Origin of the sequence: Neobacillus sp. PS2-9, from assembly GCF_030915525.1 — a bacterium.
Lineage (GTDB): Bacteria > Bacillota > Bacilli > Bacillales > Cytobacillaceae > Neobacillus.
The window spans coordinates 775,710-795,593 of the sequence record NZ_CP133269.1 but is presented as its reverse complement, the minus strand read 5'-3'; the positions used below and the strand labels follow the sequence as shown (position 1 = coordinate 795,593).

Annotated in this window: 15 protein-coding genes; 3 read left to right on the top strand and 12 right to left on the bottom strand. The window is 40.6% G+C overall.

Features of this window, described 5'->3' with window-relative positions; translation table 11 throughout:
* The 5 genes from RCG25_RS03985 to RCG25_RS03965 all read right to left on the bottom strand — a co-directional run bounded on the left by RCG25_RS03985 (nucleotide 1) and on the right by RCG25_RS03965 (nucleotide 5,820).
* Nucleotides 1-1,311 carry a putative bifunctional diguanylate cyclase/phosphodiesterase gene (locus RCG25_RS03985; protein ID WP_308082395.1) on the bottom strand — a complete coding sequence of 437 codons (1,311 nt, stop codon included), beginning with the start codon at nucleotides 1,309-1,311 and terminating at the stop codon, nucleotides 1-3.
* Between the two features lie 175 nt (nucleotides 1,312-1,486).
* Nucleotides 1,487-2,761: a dicarboxylate/amino acid:cation symporter gene (locus RCG25_RS03980; RefSeq protein ID WP_308082394.1), complete on the bottom strand. Its 1,275-nt coding sequence runs from the start codon at nucleotides 2,759-2,761 to the stop codon at nucleotides 1,487-1,489.
* A 45-nt stretch (nucleotides 2,762-2,806) separates the two neighbouring features.
* Nucleotides 2,807-3,847: an acyltransferase gene (locus RCG25_RS03975; protein WP_308082393.1), complete on the bottom strand. Its 1,041-nt coding sequence runs from the start codon at nucleotides 3,845-3,847 to the stop codon at nucleotides 2,807-2,809.
* A 153-nt stretch (nucleotides 3,848-4,000) separates the two neighbouring features.
* The gene (gene galE / locus RCG25_RS03970; protein ID WP_308082392.1) at nucleotides 4,001-4,972 is read right to left on the bottom strand and encodes a UDP-glucose 4-epimerase GalE; all 972 of its coding nucleotides are present in this window, start codon (nucleotides 4,970-4,972) and stop codon (nucleotides 4,001-4,003) included.
* Nucleotides 4,973-5,661: 689 nt separating this feature from the next.
* Nucleotides 5,662-5,820, bottom strand: a complete 159-nt coding sequence (locus RCG25_RS03965) for a hypothetical protein (RefSeq protein ID WP_308082391.1) — start codon at nucleotides 5,818-5,820, stop codon at nucleotides 5,662-5,664.
* Nucleotides 5,821-6,062: 242 nt separating this feature from the next.
* On the opposite strand from RCG25_RS03965, the gene RCG25_RS03960 reads away from it, so the two are divergent.
* The gene (locus tag RCG25_RS03960) at nucleotides 6,063-6,647 is read left to right on the top strand and encodes a hypothetical protein (RefSeq protein WP_308082390.1); all 585 of its coding nucleotides are present in this window, start codon (nucleotides 6,063-6,065) and stop codon (nucleotides 6,645-6,647) included.
* Nucleotides 6,648-7,056: 409 nt separating this feature from the next.
* Complete coding sequence (locus RCG25_RS03955; RefSeq protein ID WP_308082388.1) at nucleotides 7,057-8,358, top strand: NCS2 family permease; 1,302 nt, start codon at nucleotides 7,057-7,059, stop codon at nucleotides 8,356-8,358.
* A gap of 74 nt (nucleotides 8,359-8,432) precedes the next feature.
* Here the strand turns inward: RCG25_RS03955 and RCG25_RS03950 are convergent, their stop codons facing one another.
* The 3 genes from RCG25_RS03950 to RCG25_RS03940 all read right to left on the bottom strand — a co-directional run bounded on the left by RCG25_RS03950 (nucleotide 8,433) and on the right by RCG25_RS03940 (nucleotide 13,287).
* Nucleotides 8,433-11,402 (bottom strand): EAL domain-containing protein, encoded by a 2,970-nt coding sequence (locus tag RCG25_RS03950; protein WP_308082387.1) that lies wholly within the window; start codon nucleotides 11,400-11,402, stop codon nucleotides 8,433-8,435.
* Nucleotides 11,403-11,742: 340 nt separating this feature from the next.
* Nucleotides 11,743-12,717 carry a ribose-phosphate diphosphokinase gene (locus RCG25_RS03945; RefSeq protein ID WP_374121033.1) on the bottom strand — a complete coding sequence of 325 codons (975 nt, stop codon included), beginning with the start codon at nucleotides 12,715-12,717 and terminating at the stop codon, nucleotides 11,743-11,745.
* Nucleotides 12,718-12,816: 99 nt separating this feature from the next.
* Nucleotides 12,817-13,287, bottom strand: a complete 471-nt coding sequence (locus RCG25_RS03940) for a hypothetical protein (protein WP_308082385.1) — start codon at nucleotides 13,285-13,287, stop codon at nucleotides 12,817-12,819.
* Between the two features lie 398 nt (nucleotides 13,288-13,685).
* Here RCG25_RS03940 and RCG25_RS03935 point away from each other — a divergent pair, with 398 nt between their 5' ends.
* Complete coding sequence (locus RCG25_RS03935; protein ID WP_374121058.1) at nucleotides 13,686-14,402, top strand: CAP domain-containing protein; 717 nt, start codon at nucleotides 13,686-13,688, stop codon at nucleotides 14,400-14,402.
* Nucleotides 14,403-14,713: 311 nt separating this feature from the next.
* Here the strand turns inward: RCG25_RS03935 and RCG25_RS03930 are convergent, their stop codons facing one another.
* The 4 genes from RCG25_RS03930 to RCG25_RS03915 form a co-directional block, all read right to left on the bottom strand.
* Nucleotides 14,714-15,253 carry a DJ-1/PfpI family protein gene (locus RCG25_RS03930; RefSeq protein WP_308082383.1) on the bottom strand — a complete coding sequence of 180 codons (540 nt, stop codon included), beginning with the start codon at nucleotides 15,251-15,253 and terminating at the stop codon, nucleotides 14,714-14,716.
* 62 nt (nucleotides 15,254-15,315) lie between these two features.
* Nucleotides 15,316-16,551: an ABC transporter permease gene (locus tag RCG25_RS03925; RefSeq protein WP_308082382.1), complete on the bottom strand. Its 1,236-nt coding sequence runs from the start codon at nucleotides 16,549-16,551 to the stop codon at nucleotides 15,316-15,318.
* Between the two features lies 1 nt (nucleotide 16,552).
* The gene (locus RCG25_RS03920; protein ID WP_308082381.1) at nucleotides 16,553-17,437 is read right to left on the bottom strand and encodes an ABC transporter ATP-binding protein; all 885 of its coding nucleotides are present in this window, start codon (nucleotides 17,435-17,437) and stop codon (nucleotides 16,553-16,555) included.
* A 347-nt stretch (nucleotides 17,438-17,784) separates the two neighbouring features.
* The gene (locus RCG25_RS03915) at nucleotides 17,785-19,773 is read right to left on the bottom strand and encodes a S9 family peptidase (protein ID WP_308082379.1); all 1,989 of its coding nucleotides are present in this window, start codon (nucleotides 19,771-19,773) and stop codon (nucleotides 17,785-17,787) included.
* Nucleotides 19,774-19,884: the final 111 nt, after the last annotated feature.

The window sequence follows — 19,884 nt, the reverse complement described above, 5'->3', positions numbered from 1 at the left end:
TCAATTACTATCATTAACTCTTGTTTCTATCTCAAGGATTGTACCGTTAAGCACCTCAAATGTTAACGGTTTACTAATATAATACCCCTGGATAATGTCACAACCCAGATTTCCCCAGACCTGAAACTGTGTATGATCTTCAATTCCTTCAATAATCACCTGTAAGCCCAGATTATGGGCCATCTGAATAATCGGTGCTATGACACCTTCATGCTGTTTGTTTTTCAATAAACTAAAAACAAAATGGCGGTCCAGCTTAATGAAATCAATGGGTAGTTTAATAAAGTCCGAAAATGAGAAATAGCCGTTACCGAAATCATCTAAAGCCATCGTAAAACCCATTTCTTTCAAAGAGCGTAACGTATCATTCACCTTTTTTACTGTATAAACCTCAATGTTTTCGGTAATTTCCAATGTAATTTGGCTTGCCGAAACCGAATAGAACCCTATCAGCTTAGTGATTTCGGGTAAAAAATAGGAAAGGAGGAGTTGATTCACGGACAGATTAATCGAATATTTCAAGTTCCTCTCCGTTTCACTTTGAATTTGTTTACATACCTCTTCGAACATCCAGAAAAAAAGACTATGGCTCATGCCCGCATCATCGGCATATGGAATAAATTCAACCGGTGAAATGTCTCCAAGACTTGGATGATTCCAGCGGATTAACGCTTCTACTCCCTCGATGGTTCTCTTTTCCAGATGAAACTGCGGTTGGTATTGGACATAGAGCTGGCCCTTCTTTAATGCATACGGAAGATCGTTTTCAATGAGCACTTTCCGGTGGGCCGCTTGATTTAATTCCCCCTTGTAAAGTACAAATTGATTATCCCCCATCTCCTCTGCTTCATACATGGCCGTTTTGGCAATCGACTGGAGCTCCTCAGGTGCCTCCGCACCATACGGAAACATACAAATCCCCATATTGCTGTTAATGGAAAAATGATGAAAGTCGATGGTATAAGTATCCGTTATCGAGCGGAGAATCCTCTCGCTTATGACCTGACAATCATGCTCAGTGATGTCTGCAATCAAAATAACAAAATCCGTTCTATTTATTTTCACAACGGTATCAATATCCCGAATCGTCCGCTTTAATCTCACTAGGATCTTACTAGCAAGAGTCTCTTCGATCTCGTCGTCTATATGTTGGGATAGCTCTAATGGAAGATGTAATCGGAGATAACAAACAGCTGCCGACATTTGATATCTTTTGCTGAAGGCAAGAGTTAGGTTGAGGCGCTCCTTTAGTAATACACTATTCCATCGTTCAGCCTTGTTATCCTTATTATTTGTAGGATTATACTCCAAAATGAACACCTCATTTTTTCATTGACATATGGTTTGGACAATTAAATCTTAACCCAAAACACAAAAAAGGAACAGAGCTATTCACTCTGTCCCCTCGTTGAATTAAGGGTTTTAAAAAATTGGTGTCAGGCACCAAAGAAAGACATTTGTCCACAATCAGTGGACACCCCTGTTTTTAGGCGATTTCTCCGTCACCTTTTTTCATTAATGCCTGTTTTATCCAGTTCTTGCCTTCGACGAGTCGTGTGACGAGCATCGCACAGACAGTATTACCGGTTGAGTTCAGCAGGGTAGCTGGTGCATCAATGATCGTACTGATGACCGCAATGATTGGCAGGGTTTCTGGCGGGAAGCCATATACGCTGATGATGAGCATTTCACCAATCATTCCACCTCCAGGAATCGCTCCCATTACCGCACCAACCAAAAAGGCTACAGCCAAAATGCTTAAAATATTGGAGATGCTCGTTAAATCCTTTCCGAACAAAGCGAAGAGGAAAACGATTTTCAGCACGCCACCAAAGACGGAACCATCTTTATGCGTATTGGCTCCAAGAGGGATGATCGTTTCTGCGATATCCTTTGGTACGCCCATCCTTCTAACTGTTGCCAAGTTGACAGGAATACATGCTGCACTTGAGCAGGTCGCTAGCGCGGTAACCGAAGGCGTGATGGCATTTTTCCAGAAAATCTTCACCCCGTCCTTACCACCTGCAATAAAGGCGTAAAGAGTGAAGAAGCCGAAATAATAAATCACGGTAAGAATTAAATAAAGGACAAACGAACGAGCGTATCCTTCTAAAATTTGTGGACCAAGCTCGCCAATAACAGCAGCAAAATAACAGCCCAGTCCAATCGGAGCATAGTACATCACAATGCTAACCATCTTCATGATGACAGCTGTTGCCGCCGATAAAAAGGTAGTAACAGGTTTCGCTTTCTCCCCAACCATCGCCGTGGAGATTCCAAAAAGAACCGCAAAAACAATCAACTGCAGCATATTGCTTCTCGATAGCAATAAATTAAAATCAGAGACAGTAAAAGTGGCTACAAGTTGTCCTAGGAACGTTACCTTTTCCGCATCCGTCTCCCCCGATGATTGGTTCATTGCCTCTTTAATCGAAGCTATATCCGCATGCTGAATGGGTTGGATAATGGACGCACCCGCTAATCCGAGGATAGCAGCAATAGAGGCAGTCACTAAGAAAACCACAACAATACTGCCCATTATTTTTCCCAACCGTTTCATGCCATTCATATTAGCGATAGCAGAAGCAATGCTAAAAAACACTAATGGCACGATGATCATAAACATTAAATTAAGAAATAGATCCCCTAACGGCTTAACAACAGCCGTCTTCGGTCCGAAAACCAATCCAGCTGCCCCGCCGATGATTATAGACAACAATAAAATAAGCGTAAAACGATAATTTTTTAAAAATGATTTCAAAATCCCACTGCCTTTCTATATAACTACTAATCATCATAACACAAGTTATGGGACCAGCTTTTTCAATACTGGAACTTTACTTAAGACATAGCTACCGAACCCACTTAATGTTATGACAATCATTACATTTACCGTTGTGGCAATGGCAGGATGAAAATGATTCCAAATAGGATTAAATATTTCATTCGATAACACTTGCATGACCAAGATATGGGCTAAGTATATACCAAAACTAACTTTGTTTAACACCCTAAATAGGAAGGGCAATTCTGTTGTCCTTGTTACAATGACTCTAAAAAATAAAAATATACCAATAGATGCTACTACCACATTAGGGGAATAGTATTCATACCAAAATTCCTCAAGAGCTCCTCCATTTCGTTTCGTATCAAAGTACGTAAGAAGGAAGGTAGTAAGGATACCTACAACTGAAAGCACTAGTGAAATATATTTCGCCTTCGTAGTTAATGGCAGATTGGCTAAATAATAGCCTAAAATAAAATAGCCAACATAATTAGTTACGAAGAAAAGTTCCAGGTTCAGACCTAAACCAAAGTGGTACTTAATAAATTTCACAACCACCGAAGCAAACAGCCATAACAATAGATAGTATTTCAAGTCTTTTTTAGAGGCACCCTTTACAAATACTTTTATCAATGGAGTCGTTAAATAGATACCTAGAATCATATACATAAACCATAAATGAGTACTGATTCCATTGGTAATCAACAGTTCTAAAAACTGTTTGACTGAAAAACCGTCAAAATAGTCCCCTCGATAAACCAGGTAGGAGTAATAAATCAAACTCCAGCCCAACAACGGGATCGCTATTTTGCTAATTCTTTTTTGCAAAAATTCTTTGTAGCTAAGGTCCCGTTTGTCGCCAAGAAGCAGGGCTCCACTAATCATTACAAAAAGAGGAACTGACGCTCTTGAAATCGATTCAAATACGTTACCTGTCATCCAATGTGAAAGTGGCGTTTTATCAAGATGGGTTCCCACAAGCCAGGCAGAAACATGGATAGAAACCACCATAATGGTAGCAATCACACGAAGCCAGTCCATATAATATACTCTTTGTTTCATCAAATCTCCCCATATGTATAATATTTTTCTATTAATAATAAATTATATTAATAAACTTCTCTACCTTATTATGCGTTTTACCAACATGTGGGTAATATGGGCATAGAAAAAGGGAGAAAAGCTTTCCAGCTAGTCTCCCTGACTATAATAATATTAATATTGTTGATTTTGATGCCAATTCCAAGCATCAGCGATGATTTGCTCGAGGTTTCGTTCTGCTTTCCAGCCTAGCTCGGTGAAGATCTTTTGTGATGAAGCAACCAATCTAGCAGGATCACCTGCCCGGCGGTCTGCCATTTCAACGTTCGCCTTCACTCCGGTTACTTTTTCACATGTTTCAATGACTTCCTTAACCGAATAGCCAAGCCCGTTGCCAAGGTTATACACTTCAGCCGATTTCTTCTCTGTCAACAAAGCTTCGAGTGCAAGAATATGTGCCTCTGCTAAATCAGTCACATGAATATAATCCCGAATACATGTCCCGTCAGGAGTTTCATAATCGGTACCGAATACCGCTACTTTTTCCCTTTGTCCTAATAACTGCTGAAGGACGATTGGAATCAAGTGGGTTTCTGGGTCATGACTTTCGCCAATAACAGCAGATTTATGCGCACCCGCGGCATTAAAGTAGCGAAGAACCACATAGTTCAATCCGTAGGCTTTTGAAAAATCAGCAAGAATCTTTTCTACCATTAGCTTAGAATGGCCGTAAGGATTGATCGGTGCAGTGACACTTGTTTCATCAATAAGATCCACTTCTGGAATTCCGTAGGTAGCCGCCGTAGAAGAAAAAATAAAGTTTTTCACTTTAAATTTCATCATTACTTTTATCAGAGTTAAAGTCGCTGCCACGTTATTTTCATAATATTTTAATGGGTCCACTACTGATTCCCCAACTAAACTATAAGCAGCAAAATGCATAACGGCCTTGATTGGATAGCTTCTAAAGACCATTTGCAAGTCCTCTTCATTACCAAGGTCACCTTTTACAAAAATTGCTCGGCTATCAACAGCGTCACGGTGCCCTGTCGATAAGTTATCAAGCACAACGACCTCTTCTTTTTCTACTAACTCCTTCACAAGATGGCTACCAATGTAACCAGCTCCGCCAACAACGAGAATCATATTCATTTCCCCTTAGCTAGAATTTCATTAACCTCTCCCATTATAGCATTTTTGGAAAAAGGACGGCTTGTTATTGGTACCTGCTAAAATTTCCCCTTATATCCATGTACAAAAACTTGATTAATCGTTCGAAGTATTTAAGGAGAACACAAAACGATTTTCTATCTAGTGGCGGTTTTCAACTAATTGAAGAGGTGATAAACTTGGTTCATCAATTGACCATTCAATGGCACAAGTGGCGTTATCATTACTTTCACCGTATTTCACAGGACTGTTTAGACTCGAATTTAAAACAACAAATTATTGAAAAAGCAAAATACCATCAAGAAAGACTGTTAAGGTGCTATGAATCATAGCACCTTTTGATTTTGTATATAGTTGTAGCTTTGCTTGCCGCCCTTCGGTCTTTTTTTGGGAGACGCTTGGAATTAGTTTCCATTATTTGTAGAATTGGTTCGTGATTTTGTAGAATAAATCTAATTTTTGTAGAATTCCTTTGTATTTGTGTTGAATAAATCTAAATTTTGTAGAATTCCTTAGATTTTGTGTAGAATTCTCATAAATTTGTGTAGAAATCCCTCTTAAATGTGTAGAATCTGACCTTATCGGAAAATTAAATCCTTATGGCAGCTCATTATTTACTTGGTCCAGTGCTTTGTGCTCCCTTTCCACCGTCATTTGGAGGCATGTTACTGCCCTGCATGCCACCCATTCCACCCAGTATCAGTGCTTGTTCCTGCCGAAGCAACGACTACATATTTCTCATTGTTGTTTGTGTATAAAGCATCCACTGGGACATAAAGTGCATCCTTTTTGCTAGCTGTAAGAATATTAGCTTTCTCACTCATCCTCCATGGCTTACCTACGCGCACTCTATCCATGAATAGAATAACTTGATGCACCCATTATCATGTGAATTCCTTAACTTAACCTTAAGAAAATAAGATGGTGCCTGACACCAAAGAAAGACATTTGTCCACACACAATGGACGTCCATTCGTAATGGCTAATGCGTTGCACGTTTGGGGTGGTGGAATTATAATGGGGAATGGAATATGAAGGTTTAGAATATTTCAACATGGAGGTACATATGAGGAATTTGGGATTAATAGTGTTGTTAGTGTGCTTAGCTGTAATGGGAGCAGGCTGTAACAACAGTGATTCGGACAAGGCTAAAGATACAGACACACCGAAAAAGGAAACGACTACACAGAAAGATAAAAACAACACGTCCAAAAAGGAGACAGTAACCGAACAAGTTTCTATCGAGCCAGGACTGGGCGATACAGTAGATGCTTTCACAAAGGTATACGGTGAGAACAAAGGAAATGAACAAATGGGTAGGTTCAACAATGATTACATGCTGCCAATGTTTATTAACAATCGCGCGATAGACATCACTATTCAATTCGAAACGACTGATCAAAAAAACCGTTCAATGGAAGAATCCAAACAAATAGCTGCAAAATTAATACCGAAAGATGCAAAATTAGAAAAAGAATTCACGGATACATCAGACTTACCTCAAAAAGTGATGCTTTATCATAGTGACACCTTGGCCAAACTGTTCCCTGAAATGGAGCCAGTTGGGAAGTTTGTCGTTATCTTCAACTATCACGAAGGCAATGAAAACCAAGTCTTCTCCATTACAATCGGTTTAGGAGATACACCTTAATATCTAAAAACGCTTCTTCCAATTGGAAGGAGCATTTTTTTTAGCACTTTGTTGATAGGAACGGAAATCAACAGGAATAACGAAGATATGGACAGGCTATGTTTTTTTTCAAGGCTGTGTTAAAGAACAGTGTTGATTTTTACACTCTGTTGATTGGAGCGGAAGGCACGAAGACTCCTGTGGGAGTATGGTTCAGGGGAGACCCCGCAGGCGCTAGCGCCGAGGAGGCTCGCCGAAACACCCACGGAAAGCGAAGTGCCTGGAGCGGAAATCAACAGGCAAATTCAACAGAGCCTTATTCAAAAAAATAAATAAAGGGCATAATAAAAAATAACTATTGAAAAACAAGAATAAAACGAATATTATATATAAAGTCTTAATATAACGTTCGTGTTTTGGAGGAAACCTCATGTTTAAGCTAAAAGAAAATCAAACAAATACAAAAACAGAACTACTGGCAGGCATCACGACCTTCTTTACCATGGTATATATCGTAGTGGTCAACCCAGTCATTCTTGCGGATGCTGGCGTCCCCTTTGAGCAGGTGTTCACGGCCACTATTATCTCTGCTGTACTGGGAACCCTTTGGATGGGCCTTTTCGCAAACTACCCGATTGCCATCGCACCTGGAATGGGGCTTAACGCCTATTTTGCCTATTCCGTAGTTGGAGCGCATCAAAATATCAACTATGAAACAGCCTTTGCAGCCGTTTTTATCGCTGGTGTCATCTTTATCATTTTGTCCCTCACACCGTTACGAGAAAAATTAATTGAGGCGATTCCAGAAAACCTGAAATATGGAATTACTGCTGGGATCGGTTTATTTATTGCTTTTATCGGATTGCGTCTTTCAAAAATCATTACTGCGCACCCGACCAATCTCGTGGGACTTGGCGACCTGCATGCTTCGTCTGCTTGGTTGGCTCTTCTCGGACTTGCCATCACTCTAGTCCTCATGATGCTGCGAATCAACGGGGCATTATTTTTCGGCATGGTGATTACAGGGCTTATCGCATTCTTTACCGGTCAGTTGCACTTCGACCAAGGATTTATGTCACTTCCTTCCCTTCCTGAGGGACTTGTGGTCTCAAATCCATTAACAGCATTGACTGATGTCATTCAGCACAGCTTATATGCCGTTGTTTTTTCCTTTATTCTTGTTACCATATTTGATACAACTGGTACGATGATTGGAGTTGCTAATCAAGCCGGATTAATGAAAGGCAACAAATTGCCGCGTGCCCGCCAGGCATTGCTCTCCGATTCCATCGCCACTACAATCGGTTCCATGTTTGGGACAAGCCCGACAACCGCTTATATTGAATCCACTTCAGGAGTGGCAGCTGGAGGTCGAACGGGTTTAACCTCTGTGACAGTAGCCGTTTTATTTATTCTGTCTGCATTCTTCGGACCACTCGTTGGAGCTGTTTCAGGGCTATCTTCAATTACTGCACCTGCCTTAATTATTGTCGGCAGCTTGATGATGGGAAGCATTTCAAAAATCCGCTGGAACGAACTGGATGAAGCCTTTCCTGCTTTCTTGACGATTTTGAGCATGCCGCTCACATCAAGTATCGCAACAGGAATTGCTCTTGGCTTTATCAGCTACCCGCTGTTAAAAATAGTCAAAGGTAAGGGACGTGAGGTTCATCCTCTCCTCTACGTATTCGCTGTCCTATTCTTTTACCAGCTGGCATTTTTACCACATTAATACCTTAGAGATATGAAAAGAAACAAAAGAGGCTGACATCCTGGGAGGATGTCAGCCTTTTGTCCATTAAAAAATCAGTCTGCATTACGTATAGTAGTACCCGAAATGTCCTTGGCTACCCCAATGACATGGATAACCTCGCCGCTATTATCCAACACCGGAGTCAGTTTTACCTTAAAATGCTTCCAACCATCTTCTTGTGTGGCTATGCGGTATTGAATTTGGCAGGGCTGTTTGCTCTGAATCGTGCTTACAAAGGTACGTTTGTAAAACAACTGATCTTCAGGATGTAGATTCGAGAAGGAGTTATAATTCTCATAGTAACTAGATGGGTATCCAAGTACCGATTGGTGGGAAGGGGATGCATACTTAATTTTCCCCTGCAAATCGAAAATTGTAATTAGGTCCGTCATATTCTCAGCCACCAGCTGGTACATCTCTTGGCTTTCCCTTAACGCTTTCTCTGTTTCCTTGAGATTCGTAATATCACTGCACGAAACAATGACCTCTACCACTTTTCCACGTTTTTTTAAAGGGCTTAACGCAGCCATATAATAAATTCCATTTATTTTCGCCTCATAAGTGATATTCTCTTCACCCTCCCAAGCTTTTTGATAGAAGGGAAGCTTGGCCAGTGCAAGGTGGGCAGGGATAAATTCATGCAATTCCTTACCGATTACCTGCTCTGGAATTAAACCAAAGCGATACAATAATTCTCCGTCACACATGGTATGAACAAACCTACTGTCAATCTTTTTATATTTGATCGTCAAACCCTGCTGTCTCTGAAGGGTATCCTGTAATTCCTGACGGGCAATCCTTACGGTTTCTTCCATCCACATTCGCTTAGTAGTATCTTGCGAAATGCCGAATGTACCTATAATTTCCTCCATTTTAGTAAAAAATGCCTGATTCCAGTCTGTTGCTGGCAGGGGCTCACTAAAGAAATAACCTTGTGCCGTGTCACAAAGATGCTGTTGCAAAAACACAAGCTGCTCTCTTGTTTCAATCCCTTCTGCAACGACATTCAATTGTAAGGTATGGGCCATGGAAATAATTGTTTTGACTATGGTTTCGTCATTTGTTTGATTGTATAGCTCGCGTACGAAGGATTGATCGATCTTTAATGTATCAACAGGAAACTGTTTCAAATAATTTAATGAGCTAAATCCCGTCCCAAAATCATCAATACTAATTAAGAGTCCAAGCTTCTTTAATTCCTGTAACGTGACGATTGTCCGTTCAATATCCATCGTCATACTTTCTGTTATTTCAAGCTCTAAATACTGAGGCTCTAATCCTGTCTGTTCCAAAACCTTTTTGACAGTCTTTACAATTTGACATTGTGAGAATTGACGGGCGGATAAATTCACACAGATGACCATATTGGAGAGTCCCTGCTCCATCCATTTCTTTTGCTGCATACATGCCTCTTGAAGCACCCATTCACCAATTGGGATGATTAATCCTGTCTCTTCTGCAATGGGGATAAACTGGGAAGGTGGAATCATTCCCCGCTCAGGGTGGTTCCAACGAATCAGTGCTTCGGCACCAATGACTTTGCCCGTTTTCAAATTGATTTTAGGCTGATAATGTAAAATAAACTCTTGACGTTCGATGGCCTTATGCAAATCCATTTCCATAAGGAGGGGATTTATGCCCTCTTCTGTTTCTTTATTTGAATAAAAGCGAAACGTATTTTTCCCTGCCTTTTTCGCTTGGTACATCGCAAAATCTGCATGCTTAATCAGTGTTTCCATTGATTCTCCATCTTCTGAATAGAGACTGATACCAATACTCGGAGATATAAATAAATCACTTTTGTTTAAACTAAATGGTGTGGCCAGAACCGAAAGAATCCGAATCGCTACCTTTTCTGCAATCGTACGGTCAGCCTCGTCTAGAATAACTATAAACTCATCTCCACCCTGTCTAAAAACCTGATCTTTCACAAGGACAGAGGATTTCAAACGTTTTGCCACTTCTTTTAATAACAAATCACCGACTGAGTGACCGAATGTGTCGTTGATTGCTTTAAAACGGTCGAGGTCAATAAATAATATCGCAAGCTTTCGATTCTGATAGGCGGTTAAATCAAGTTCCTTGGATAGATGATTATCAAGAAGATTTCTATTTGGCAGACCCGTTAAGTAATCATGGTAGGCCAAATGCTGAATCATAGCTTGGTTCTTGATTTGCTCCGTGATATCTTTGGCTATACCGTAGATTCCCACAACTTGTTCATCCACTATAATGGGAACACTAGTCACATTAAGATGAATCATTTTTCCATTTTTATGGTTCAGTCTAATATTATGATTTTGAGGGCTTCCACCGTTTTTAATGGTGGACTCAAATATGTTTATTGTTTTTTCTAAATCATCCACAAAGATGAAGTCAGTAAATTTCTTATTGATAAGGTCTTCGGGGCTGTAACCTGAAATCGTCTCACACGCTTTGTTGGCACTAGTAAATTTCCCATCTAAATCAAAGCTATAAACGGCATCTGAATGATACTCAAATAAGGATTTATAGCGCTGTTCATTGATATTTAATTGTTCCTGCAAGTTCTTCTTTTCGGTGATATCACTACCGATTGCCATGAGAGCTGGTTTTCCATTAAACATAATCGTTGAACCAACAGCCTCTACGAAAATAGTCTCACCGTTCATCGTATTAAATTTATATTCATGGAGGGCAACAAATTCACCGTTAAGTACTTTCTGTAAATTGGTAATCAACTCTTCCTTACTTTCAGGATGAACCAAATCAAGAAGTGATTTCCCTAATAATTCATGTTCGTTAGACGATTTAAACAAGCTCAAAGCTGCTGAGTTGGCGTAACCAATTTTATTATCTTGGTAAACTAGTATGCCTTTAGGTGACAGCTCAACCAAGCTTCGATAACGGTCTTCACTTTCGATTAACTTGGCTTCCGTTTGCTTACGTTCTGTCTGTTGTGTAATAATTCTCCGTCCAACATAGATGCCACATGATGCAATAATCAAGATGCCTAGTATAAAAAAAAGTGCTGCATTGCTCAAATAGACCCACCCCAGGATTCAATTAAAATTCATATGGCTAAATATATCACCAAATAAGACCAGGCATCACTGTAAAATTATTTCCATCTTAATAAAAGAAAGGCTGTGTTAACAAACAGTGTTGATTTTTATACACTGTTGATTGGAGCGGAAGGAGCGAAGACTCCTGTGGGAGTATGGTTCAGGGGAGACCCCGCAGGCGCTTTTTTGGCCGAGGAGGCTCGCCGAAACACCCACGAACCGCTCGCTCCTGGAGCGGAAATCAACAGACAGTTTAACAAAGCCCAAAGAAAAAATCCAACCCCTAAAAAAAGATAGGAATTGGATTCTAGTAACAATACTATTCAAATAAAGGACTTACAGGTTTTTCATTGTGAATACGGTCAATCGCTTCCGCTAGCAATGGAGCAACAGATAATGAAGTGATTTTACTAATCATTTTCTCTTCTGGCAGTTCAATCGTATTTGTCACGACTAACTCCTTGATCGGTGAAGCTTCAATTCTACTGACAGCCGGTCCTGAAAGAACAGGATGTGTACAGCAAGTATAGACAGCTTTTGCTCCTTTTTCCATTAACCCTTGCGCTGCAAGCGTAATCGTCCCAGCGGTATCGATTAAGTCGTCAATAAGAATCGCATTTTTCCCTTCGATATTTCCGACAATGTTCATGATTTCCGCCACGTTAGGTTTCGGACGACGCTTATCAACAAAAGCAATCGGCGCATGTAAGCGGTTTGCCATCTTTCTCGCTCTCGTTACCCCGCCATTATCTGGTGCGACCACGACAATATCCTCTAATCCCTTACTTTCAAAGTAATCCGACAGAATCGGAACACCTAGAAGCTGATCAACAGGGATATCAAAGAAACCTTGAATTTGCGGAGCATGCAGGTCCATCGTAAGAACTCGATGTGCTCCCGCTTTTTCTAAAAGATTAGCAATTAACTTAGCAGTAATCGGCTCACGTGAACGTGCCTTTCTGTCTTGACGAGCATATCCATAATATGGGATGACTACATTGATCGATCTAGCCGATGCTCTTTTCAATGCATCAATCATAATAAGGAGCTCCATGATATATTCATTCCCTGGTTGTGAAGTCGATTGAACTAAATACACTTCACTTCCACGAACACTCTCTTCTATGTTAATATGAATTTCACCATCACTAAAACGAGATACAGAGCTTCTTCCTAACTCACAACCTAGAATCTGCGCCATCTCTTCTGCAAGCTTACGATTAGAATTTAACGTAAACATTTTAAAACATTCTTTTGTTTGATAAGCCACTGTAAGTCCTCCAGCTGTCTTCATGATTTGAACCTTGGTCCTATCCTATCTTACCATAATCGTTTAGTCCGTTAAAATGTTTATATTATTAATACCTTGTCAATATGTACCACATTTTCAAGCTTATTGGTTATAATCCCACAGGATCCTCCACTTTCCCTTTTCCTCAGTCACAAATACCTCTTGCTCCAGGTCAAAATTCCCGTATTTTCCTTTGTAGGTTTGTGTGACCGGTACTTTATATACATTTTTCAGGGAAGGTCCTGTTTTAGACATTTTCCAATCCTTCAATTCCTCAAGCTCCCCGATCGTATAAGAAAAGGTCTCGACCCCAAAATGGTTCATAAACACATGGGCTCGGTCCTGTATGTAGTTTCCCTTGCTGAACTTTTTCTTCATTGAGGAATGAAAAAGCCCCCAGGAATTAGCAAAATCGCCTTCTTGTTCATATCCATAAAATTCATCTACCACTTCCTGCGCCTCACCGGTGGACGAGAAGAAGGCCGATCGTATGATTAAAAAAACTGCAAAAATGCCGGCAAGTACCAGAATGCCGCTTAGCAATCTCTTGGATAATGCTGATTTTTTCCGCATGGTGCATACTCTCCTTTATTCTCACCCTTTTACCAAAGAATATGTCACACCATGTCCAAATAGTAGCTAAATTTTATGGTGTTTTGGTTAGTAAAATCTGCTTAATCTTCGTCTTTTTCCTGAAATATTTGTAAAGTTGCGCTTCTGACGCGAACGTTGTCAACCCCTTTTCCCTGCACAATAAATGGTATTTTTTATAATAACTAGTAGAATGAGATGATGCTATTTTAAAAGAAAAATAGTCCTTGAACCTCATAATGGGGCAACTTTTTATCGGAGAAGGCCTCTAGAAGAAGTTGGCACTGTAAAATCCTACCTGAAATATGACAAAAATCGTATGGTACGATGTTGCTGTTAAGTTCACAGCAGTTTTTCAACCTAAGGAGGATGTTAGTATGTTGAAGAAAAAAGCAATGTTAACGGTAGCAGCGGCGGCTGCCGTAGTAATGGCAAACCCTATTTTAAATAAAGCACATGCTGCAACGTTTACACCTACAACACAGGAAAAGGTGTATGTGCATAAAGCATCAAATATGGATGAGATTAATAGTATCATTGAAAAGTATTTAGCAAGTCTTGGAATGTCGGTTACTCAAAATACGGTGAAGCAGCCTGCACCAATTCCTGCACCGGCACCTGCACCAACACCTGAGCAGACAACCCAGGCTTCAACCACACCGGTACAGCAAGAGCCAGCACAGGCCGAGACTACTACTACATCGGAATCTACTTATAGCTTAAGTGCATATGAGCAGAAAGTGGTTGATTTAACGAATCAAGAACGTGCGAAGAATGGTTTATCTGCGCTAAAAGTAGATGTATCGCTGAGCAAAATGGCTCGAGATAAATCACAAGACATGTCTACCAATCACTACTTTAGCCATACAAGCCCAACCTACGGTTCACCATTTGATATGATGAAAAAATATGGCATTACCTACCGCTATGCGGGTGAAAATATTGCCATGGGACAAAGAACGCCTGAAGAAGTTGTAACGGCATGGATGAATAGTGAAGGTCACCGTAAAAATATCTTAAGCCCGAACTTTACCTATATCGGGGTTGGATATGTAGCTGATGGAAATTATTGGACACAGGAGTTTATTGGGAAATAGAAAAATGGAAACAGTCGGTTGGTATAGGAGACTGATCGCTGTTGTTTTTCACCTAAATGGTCGCGTAGAGGCTTTCTACGCGACCATTTTCTGTTTTTAGGTTCGTCTTCGGGCATGTAGACACGTTCTACGTTACCCACTCCCTCTTTTTCCACCCTGCTCGGTAACGTAGACTCCTTCTACGTTACCAATCGCTCCTTTTTCCATCCTCCTCTGGCACGTAGACTCCTTCTACGTTACCCGCTGCCTCTTTTTCCATCCTCCTCTGGCACGTAGACATTAGAAAAAGAGCTTGGTACCCCAAGCTCTTTCTATTCCCGATACCATCGCTCATCAAAGGAAAGGTTCAATGCCTCCCCTAACATCTTGCCAAACCTAATAAATCCTCTTCCTCTTGCAGTGATCAACTTCCCATCCTGAACGACCAGCTCATCTGAGTAATTGTCACTTTCAAAAAACCCAGATAGGATCCTTGCCTCTTCCGTCAATCCAACGGTATATTTTTTCCCCTTTAATAAACCTGCTTTTGCCAAAAGGAACGGGGAACTAGATATGCTTGCGACCACAGATACTTTCTTTTCTAACAAACTTAGAAACTCAAATAGTTTTGCTTCGTCCTTTAATGCAAAAATATCCATACAACCAGTTAATAATAAGCTATCGACTTCTTCTACATTAACCTCTTCAATGGTCATATCAGGTACAACCGTCAGTCCTGCTTCCCCTCTAATGGGCTCATCTTTTAGACCGACAATGATAACAGGTTTCTCCCCCTGCATCAAAATCGATAATGCGACACTTAGTTCATACTCGCTAAATTGCGGATAGAGTAGAACGGCTGTCTTTTTCATTATACTAGCGCCCCTTTTTAAAAAAGGGACTGTAATTCTGAGTAGAATTACACCCCTTGATATTAACTATTAATGGTTTTATTCGAAGCCTCTTTCGCAAACATCACTTTCAAATTAGACCATTTGAACTTCTCTCCATAGACCATAACGCCTTTCACATAAATTCTTGAGGCAAGATAGGCGATGAAGAGGATCGAAGCTACTAAAATGCTGCCGCTCAATGCAAGTTGACCAGCTGTCATTTCTCCTAGGACATATTTGGAGAAGGCAACAATAGGAGAAAAAAACGGGAAATACGTCCCAAAGGTAACCAATCCACCTGTTGGATCCATCAAAGTTTTCATTCCCACAAACAAGGCTCCCATGACAAGCACCATCACCGGTCCCATGACACTTCCTAAATCCTCTGTCCGTGAAATAAGTGAACCTAGTGCAGCAAAACATAGCGCATACACAAGGTATCCACAGGTAAAGAAAAAAACGAACAACGCCACTAATGGGGCATCGATTTGCGACAGGTCGAAGGTAAAGCCCACGATGCTCAGTTGGTCGGACTTAATCCAACCTAATAAATAGCCGATATATCCTGATAAAAAGAAGATAGTTACTTGAATTAACCCTGCTGTCAGGTTGGAAAGAACCTTCGCAAACAGCATATAAATCGGCTTTATTTTTGTGATCATGACTTCCATCACGCGGGTCGATTTTTCCCCCGTGATGCTCATCGCAATTCCTTGACCAAACATGAGAATAAATGTGTACATTAAGAAAATGAAGACATACACAATACCGAGGCTTCCGTTATTCTTAGCCAGCATGGTCTCGTCTACAGGAATACTCTGAAACAACTGATTCATCACATCGTTCGATAAGGAATGTTCCGCTGAAACCTTTGCCATATACTGCTGTTGTAATTGAGCGGAAAAAGGATAGAGAACCCCTGGATCAGGAGAACGATGGTAATAATACTGGAGCACCGGAAGGGAATCCTTCTCTTGAATGACCACCAAATGATCCAGGTCCTGATCTTGAATTCGTTTCTTCTCCTTCTTGATATCTTTTTCATCCTTTGTAAAAAGAGTTAATCCATCAATACTTTTTTTCAATAATGCTTCATCAATTTGATAAGATGATAAATTGACGACAGAAACACGAACTTCATCCTTATTCGAGGAGAAATGGTTATAGGCTAAAAACCCAAGGATGACAACGGAAATCACAACCGATGTAATCCGAAATCCTTTGGAACGAATTTGTTCTTTTAAATGAAAGAAGTAAGAAATCCATAATGCTTCCATTCTATGACCCCACCTTATCTATGAAAATCTGATGAAGGGTAGGCTGAAGGAACGTGACTTCATTCACCGGAATCCCCTCTTGTTTTAATTGCGTCAACACGATAAGTGGATCCTGATCTTTTGTTAACGAAACAATGACTCGTTTCAGTTCCTGTTCAAAGGAATACTGATGTTGCTGGCAGAATCCCTTCAGCTTTTCTATATCCCCGTACAGTGACAAGTACATAACCCCATAGGAAGCTTTCACTGCTTCTAATTCTCCACCTAAGAGAACTCTGCCCTCCTTTAAAAGCACCACATTTTTGCAAAACTTCTCCACCTGATCCATTTGGTGGCTGGACATGATGATAACCTTGCCCTTCTCTTTTTCTTCTAAAATTACTTCTGTTAAAAGATTTGAGTTAACGGGGTCTAGTCCACTGAACGGTTCGTCTAAAATGATGAGTTCTGGGTTATGTAAAAGTGTCGCAGCCAGCTGTACCTTTTGTTGGTTTCCTTTCGACAGTTCGCCCGCAAGCTTGTTTTTGTACATGCCTATATCGAATCTGTCTACCCAGTAATCAATGCTTTTTTTAATCTCGATTCGACTCATTCCTTCTAATCTCCCAAAATAGGACAATTGATCAATAACCTTTGTTTTGGGATATAACCCTCTCTCCTCTGGCAAATAGCCAAAAGACGTATGTTTCAAGCCTCGTTTGCTATTCCATAACACATTGCCGTGATTGGGAGCAATAAGACCAAGCATCATTTTGATCGTCGTTGTCTTCCCTGCCCCATTTCGTCCAAGGAGGCCGAACACTTCGCCTTTTGAAACCGTGAACGATAAGGACTCTACGGCGGCTTTTTCCCCATAATATTTTGCTAGGTTTTGTACTTCTAACAACCTGTTTCCCCCTTCATTCGTACCTACTCGGGACAATATTCCTATTTAATCGTAAATGACAAATAGTTCACTATCAAGCAATTTTTACCAAAACATTGTTAACTTTCAAATAATTTCCAGTCAAAAACTAACAATTCATTTACAATTCTCATATACAAACTCAATAAACGGGCTATATAATTAGTCTTGTATTCAATCAATTCCTAAAGGAGTGGTTGTTCATGCTAGATATGTTGATAAGAATAATGATTCTCACTTCGTTTTGTACAATTCTCGCTCCTTAAATCTTTATTTATAAAAATAAGAGCCGTAATCTCAAAGATTACGGCTCTTTTGTGATCTCATTATTAGAGATTTTCCTCAAACCAGACCACGATATAATCCAACCGGCTTTTTCGGAGGCTTGGCTTACCGCTTCTTGAAAGCTCGTGGTTTTCTTCTGGAAAACGAACGAATTTCGTTTTCTTGCCTAATCGTTTTAAGGCGATAAATAGCTGTTCAGCCTGCTCAACCGGGCAGCGGAAATCCTTCTCACTATGCAAAATTAATAAAGGTGTTTCTACCTTTTCCACATAGGCAAGCGGAGAATGCTTCCACAGCTTTTGAATATCGCGGAAATCAGCATCGATTTGCCACTCCGTGAAATAATAGCCGATATCGCTAACCCCATAAAAACTAATCCAATTCGAGATCGACCGCTGTGTCACCGCCGCTTTAAATCGATTGGTATGGCCAACAATCCAGTTTGTCATAAAGCCGCCGTAGCTTCCGCCTGTCACACCAAGTCGAGATGCATCAATAAAATCATACGTTTCCAATACATGATCTACAGCAAGCATGAGATCCTGATAATCGCTACCGCCATAATCTCCCCGAACGGCATCAACGAATTCTTGGCTATATCCATGGCTGCCTCTTGGATTCACGTATAAGACTGCATAGCCTTTTGCCGCTAAAATTTGAAACTCATTCATATATGTATTTCCGTACATCATATGTGGACCACCATGAATTTCTAGTAATAACGGATATTTCTTCCCTTTTTCAAAGCCAACCGGCTTAATCAACCAGCCATGCACCTTCCAGCGGTCCGCCCCTTCAAACTCAATGGATACAGGTTGCGACAGGGTCGTTTCGGATAAGAATGCCTCGTTTACATTCGTTCGCTTTTCTAATGTGCCTTCTTTTCCTGTAAGACTGAACAAGTACAAATCGCCAATTTCAGTCGGACTGCTAATTGCAGCTAGAGCATTTTTCGATTCAGAATGAATGGAATAGCCGTATACATGGTGCTCACCCACTAGCACAGGATCGATCCCGCCATGTAAATCGCTATAGTAGAGGTTGGTATTTCCTTTTTCCGATGCTACAAAATAGAATCCACTACTATTACTGTTCCACAACAATCCCGGGGAACTCGCGCCCTGGTGGAAGTCTCCCGTCATATAATCGCCCACTAGCAGATTCCTATCGGCTGTTAGGCACTTCATTTCCTTCGTTTGGAAGGAATAAACCCAGATTTTTGTATGCGTGGCATTCTCAAATTCCCGCTTATGCCCAAGCATTCCAAGATAATTTCCATCCGGTGAAAAAGTGGCACTGCCAAAGAAGCCAGTAGAATCTGTCACAGAGATGAATTCTTTTTTGGAAATGTCTAATAAAAAAACATCAAAGATATATGAGGCATCCGCATCCTCTGCTAAATCTGCACCAACCGCGAGATACTTCCCATCTGGTGACCAGGCATAGAGTGAAACATCGCGGTGGCCTTCAGTAAGCTGCGTTAATTCTCCGTTTTTTACATCAACCATCACCACCTGCTTGAAGTCCCCCTGCCAAAAACCGCTAGCATCTGATTTATAACGCATGTTCGTCACTTCAAGCGGTATTAGCTTTTCTTGCTTATTCTCTTCTTTTTTTTCAAAAATGCTTTGTTCTGGTTTGACGGATGTAGTAAAAGCAATCTTGTTTCTATCAGGCGACCATACGGGGTTGCTCGCCCCACTCGGGAGAAACGTTAGCTGCCTTGCTTCTCCACCACTGGAACTTAGAATATGAATCTGGTTTTTTCCGCTTCGGTTGGAGACAAACGCAAGCTCCCTTCCATCTGGGGACCAACGAGGTGAATGGTTTTTCCCTTTTCCAAACGTCCACTGAACTGGCTGTTTATCATTTTCAGTTGTTTGGTAAATAATATGAGACTGATATTCATCCGTTTCTCCATCAATGGTTGTTTGCACATAAACGAACGATTGACCATCCGGAGAAAATTGTGGATTCACCACAGATTTCAATTCATATAAATTCTTAGATTCGACTCCTCTACCTACCATCATCGCTGCCCCCAATTAAAATAATCTTCACCTTCTTTTATTTCGACAATAGAAATATGTTTCCCTTCTGGTATGAAAGGGTATTATGTATGGAAAATACAAAAAAACCGAGGA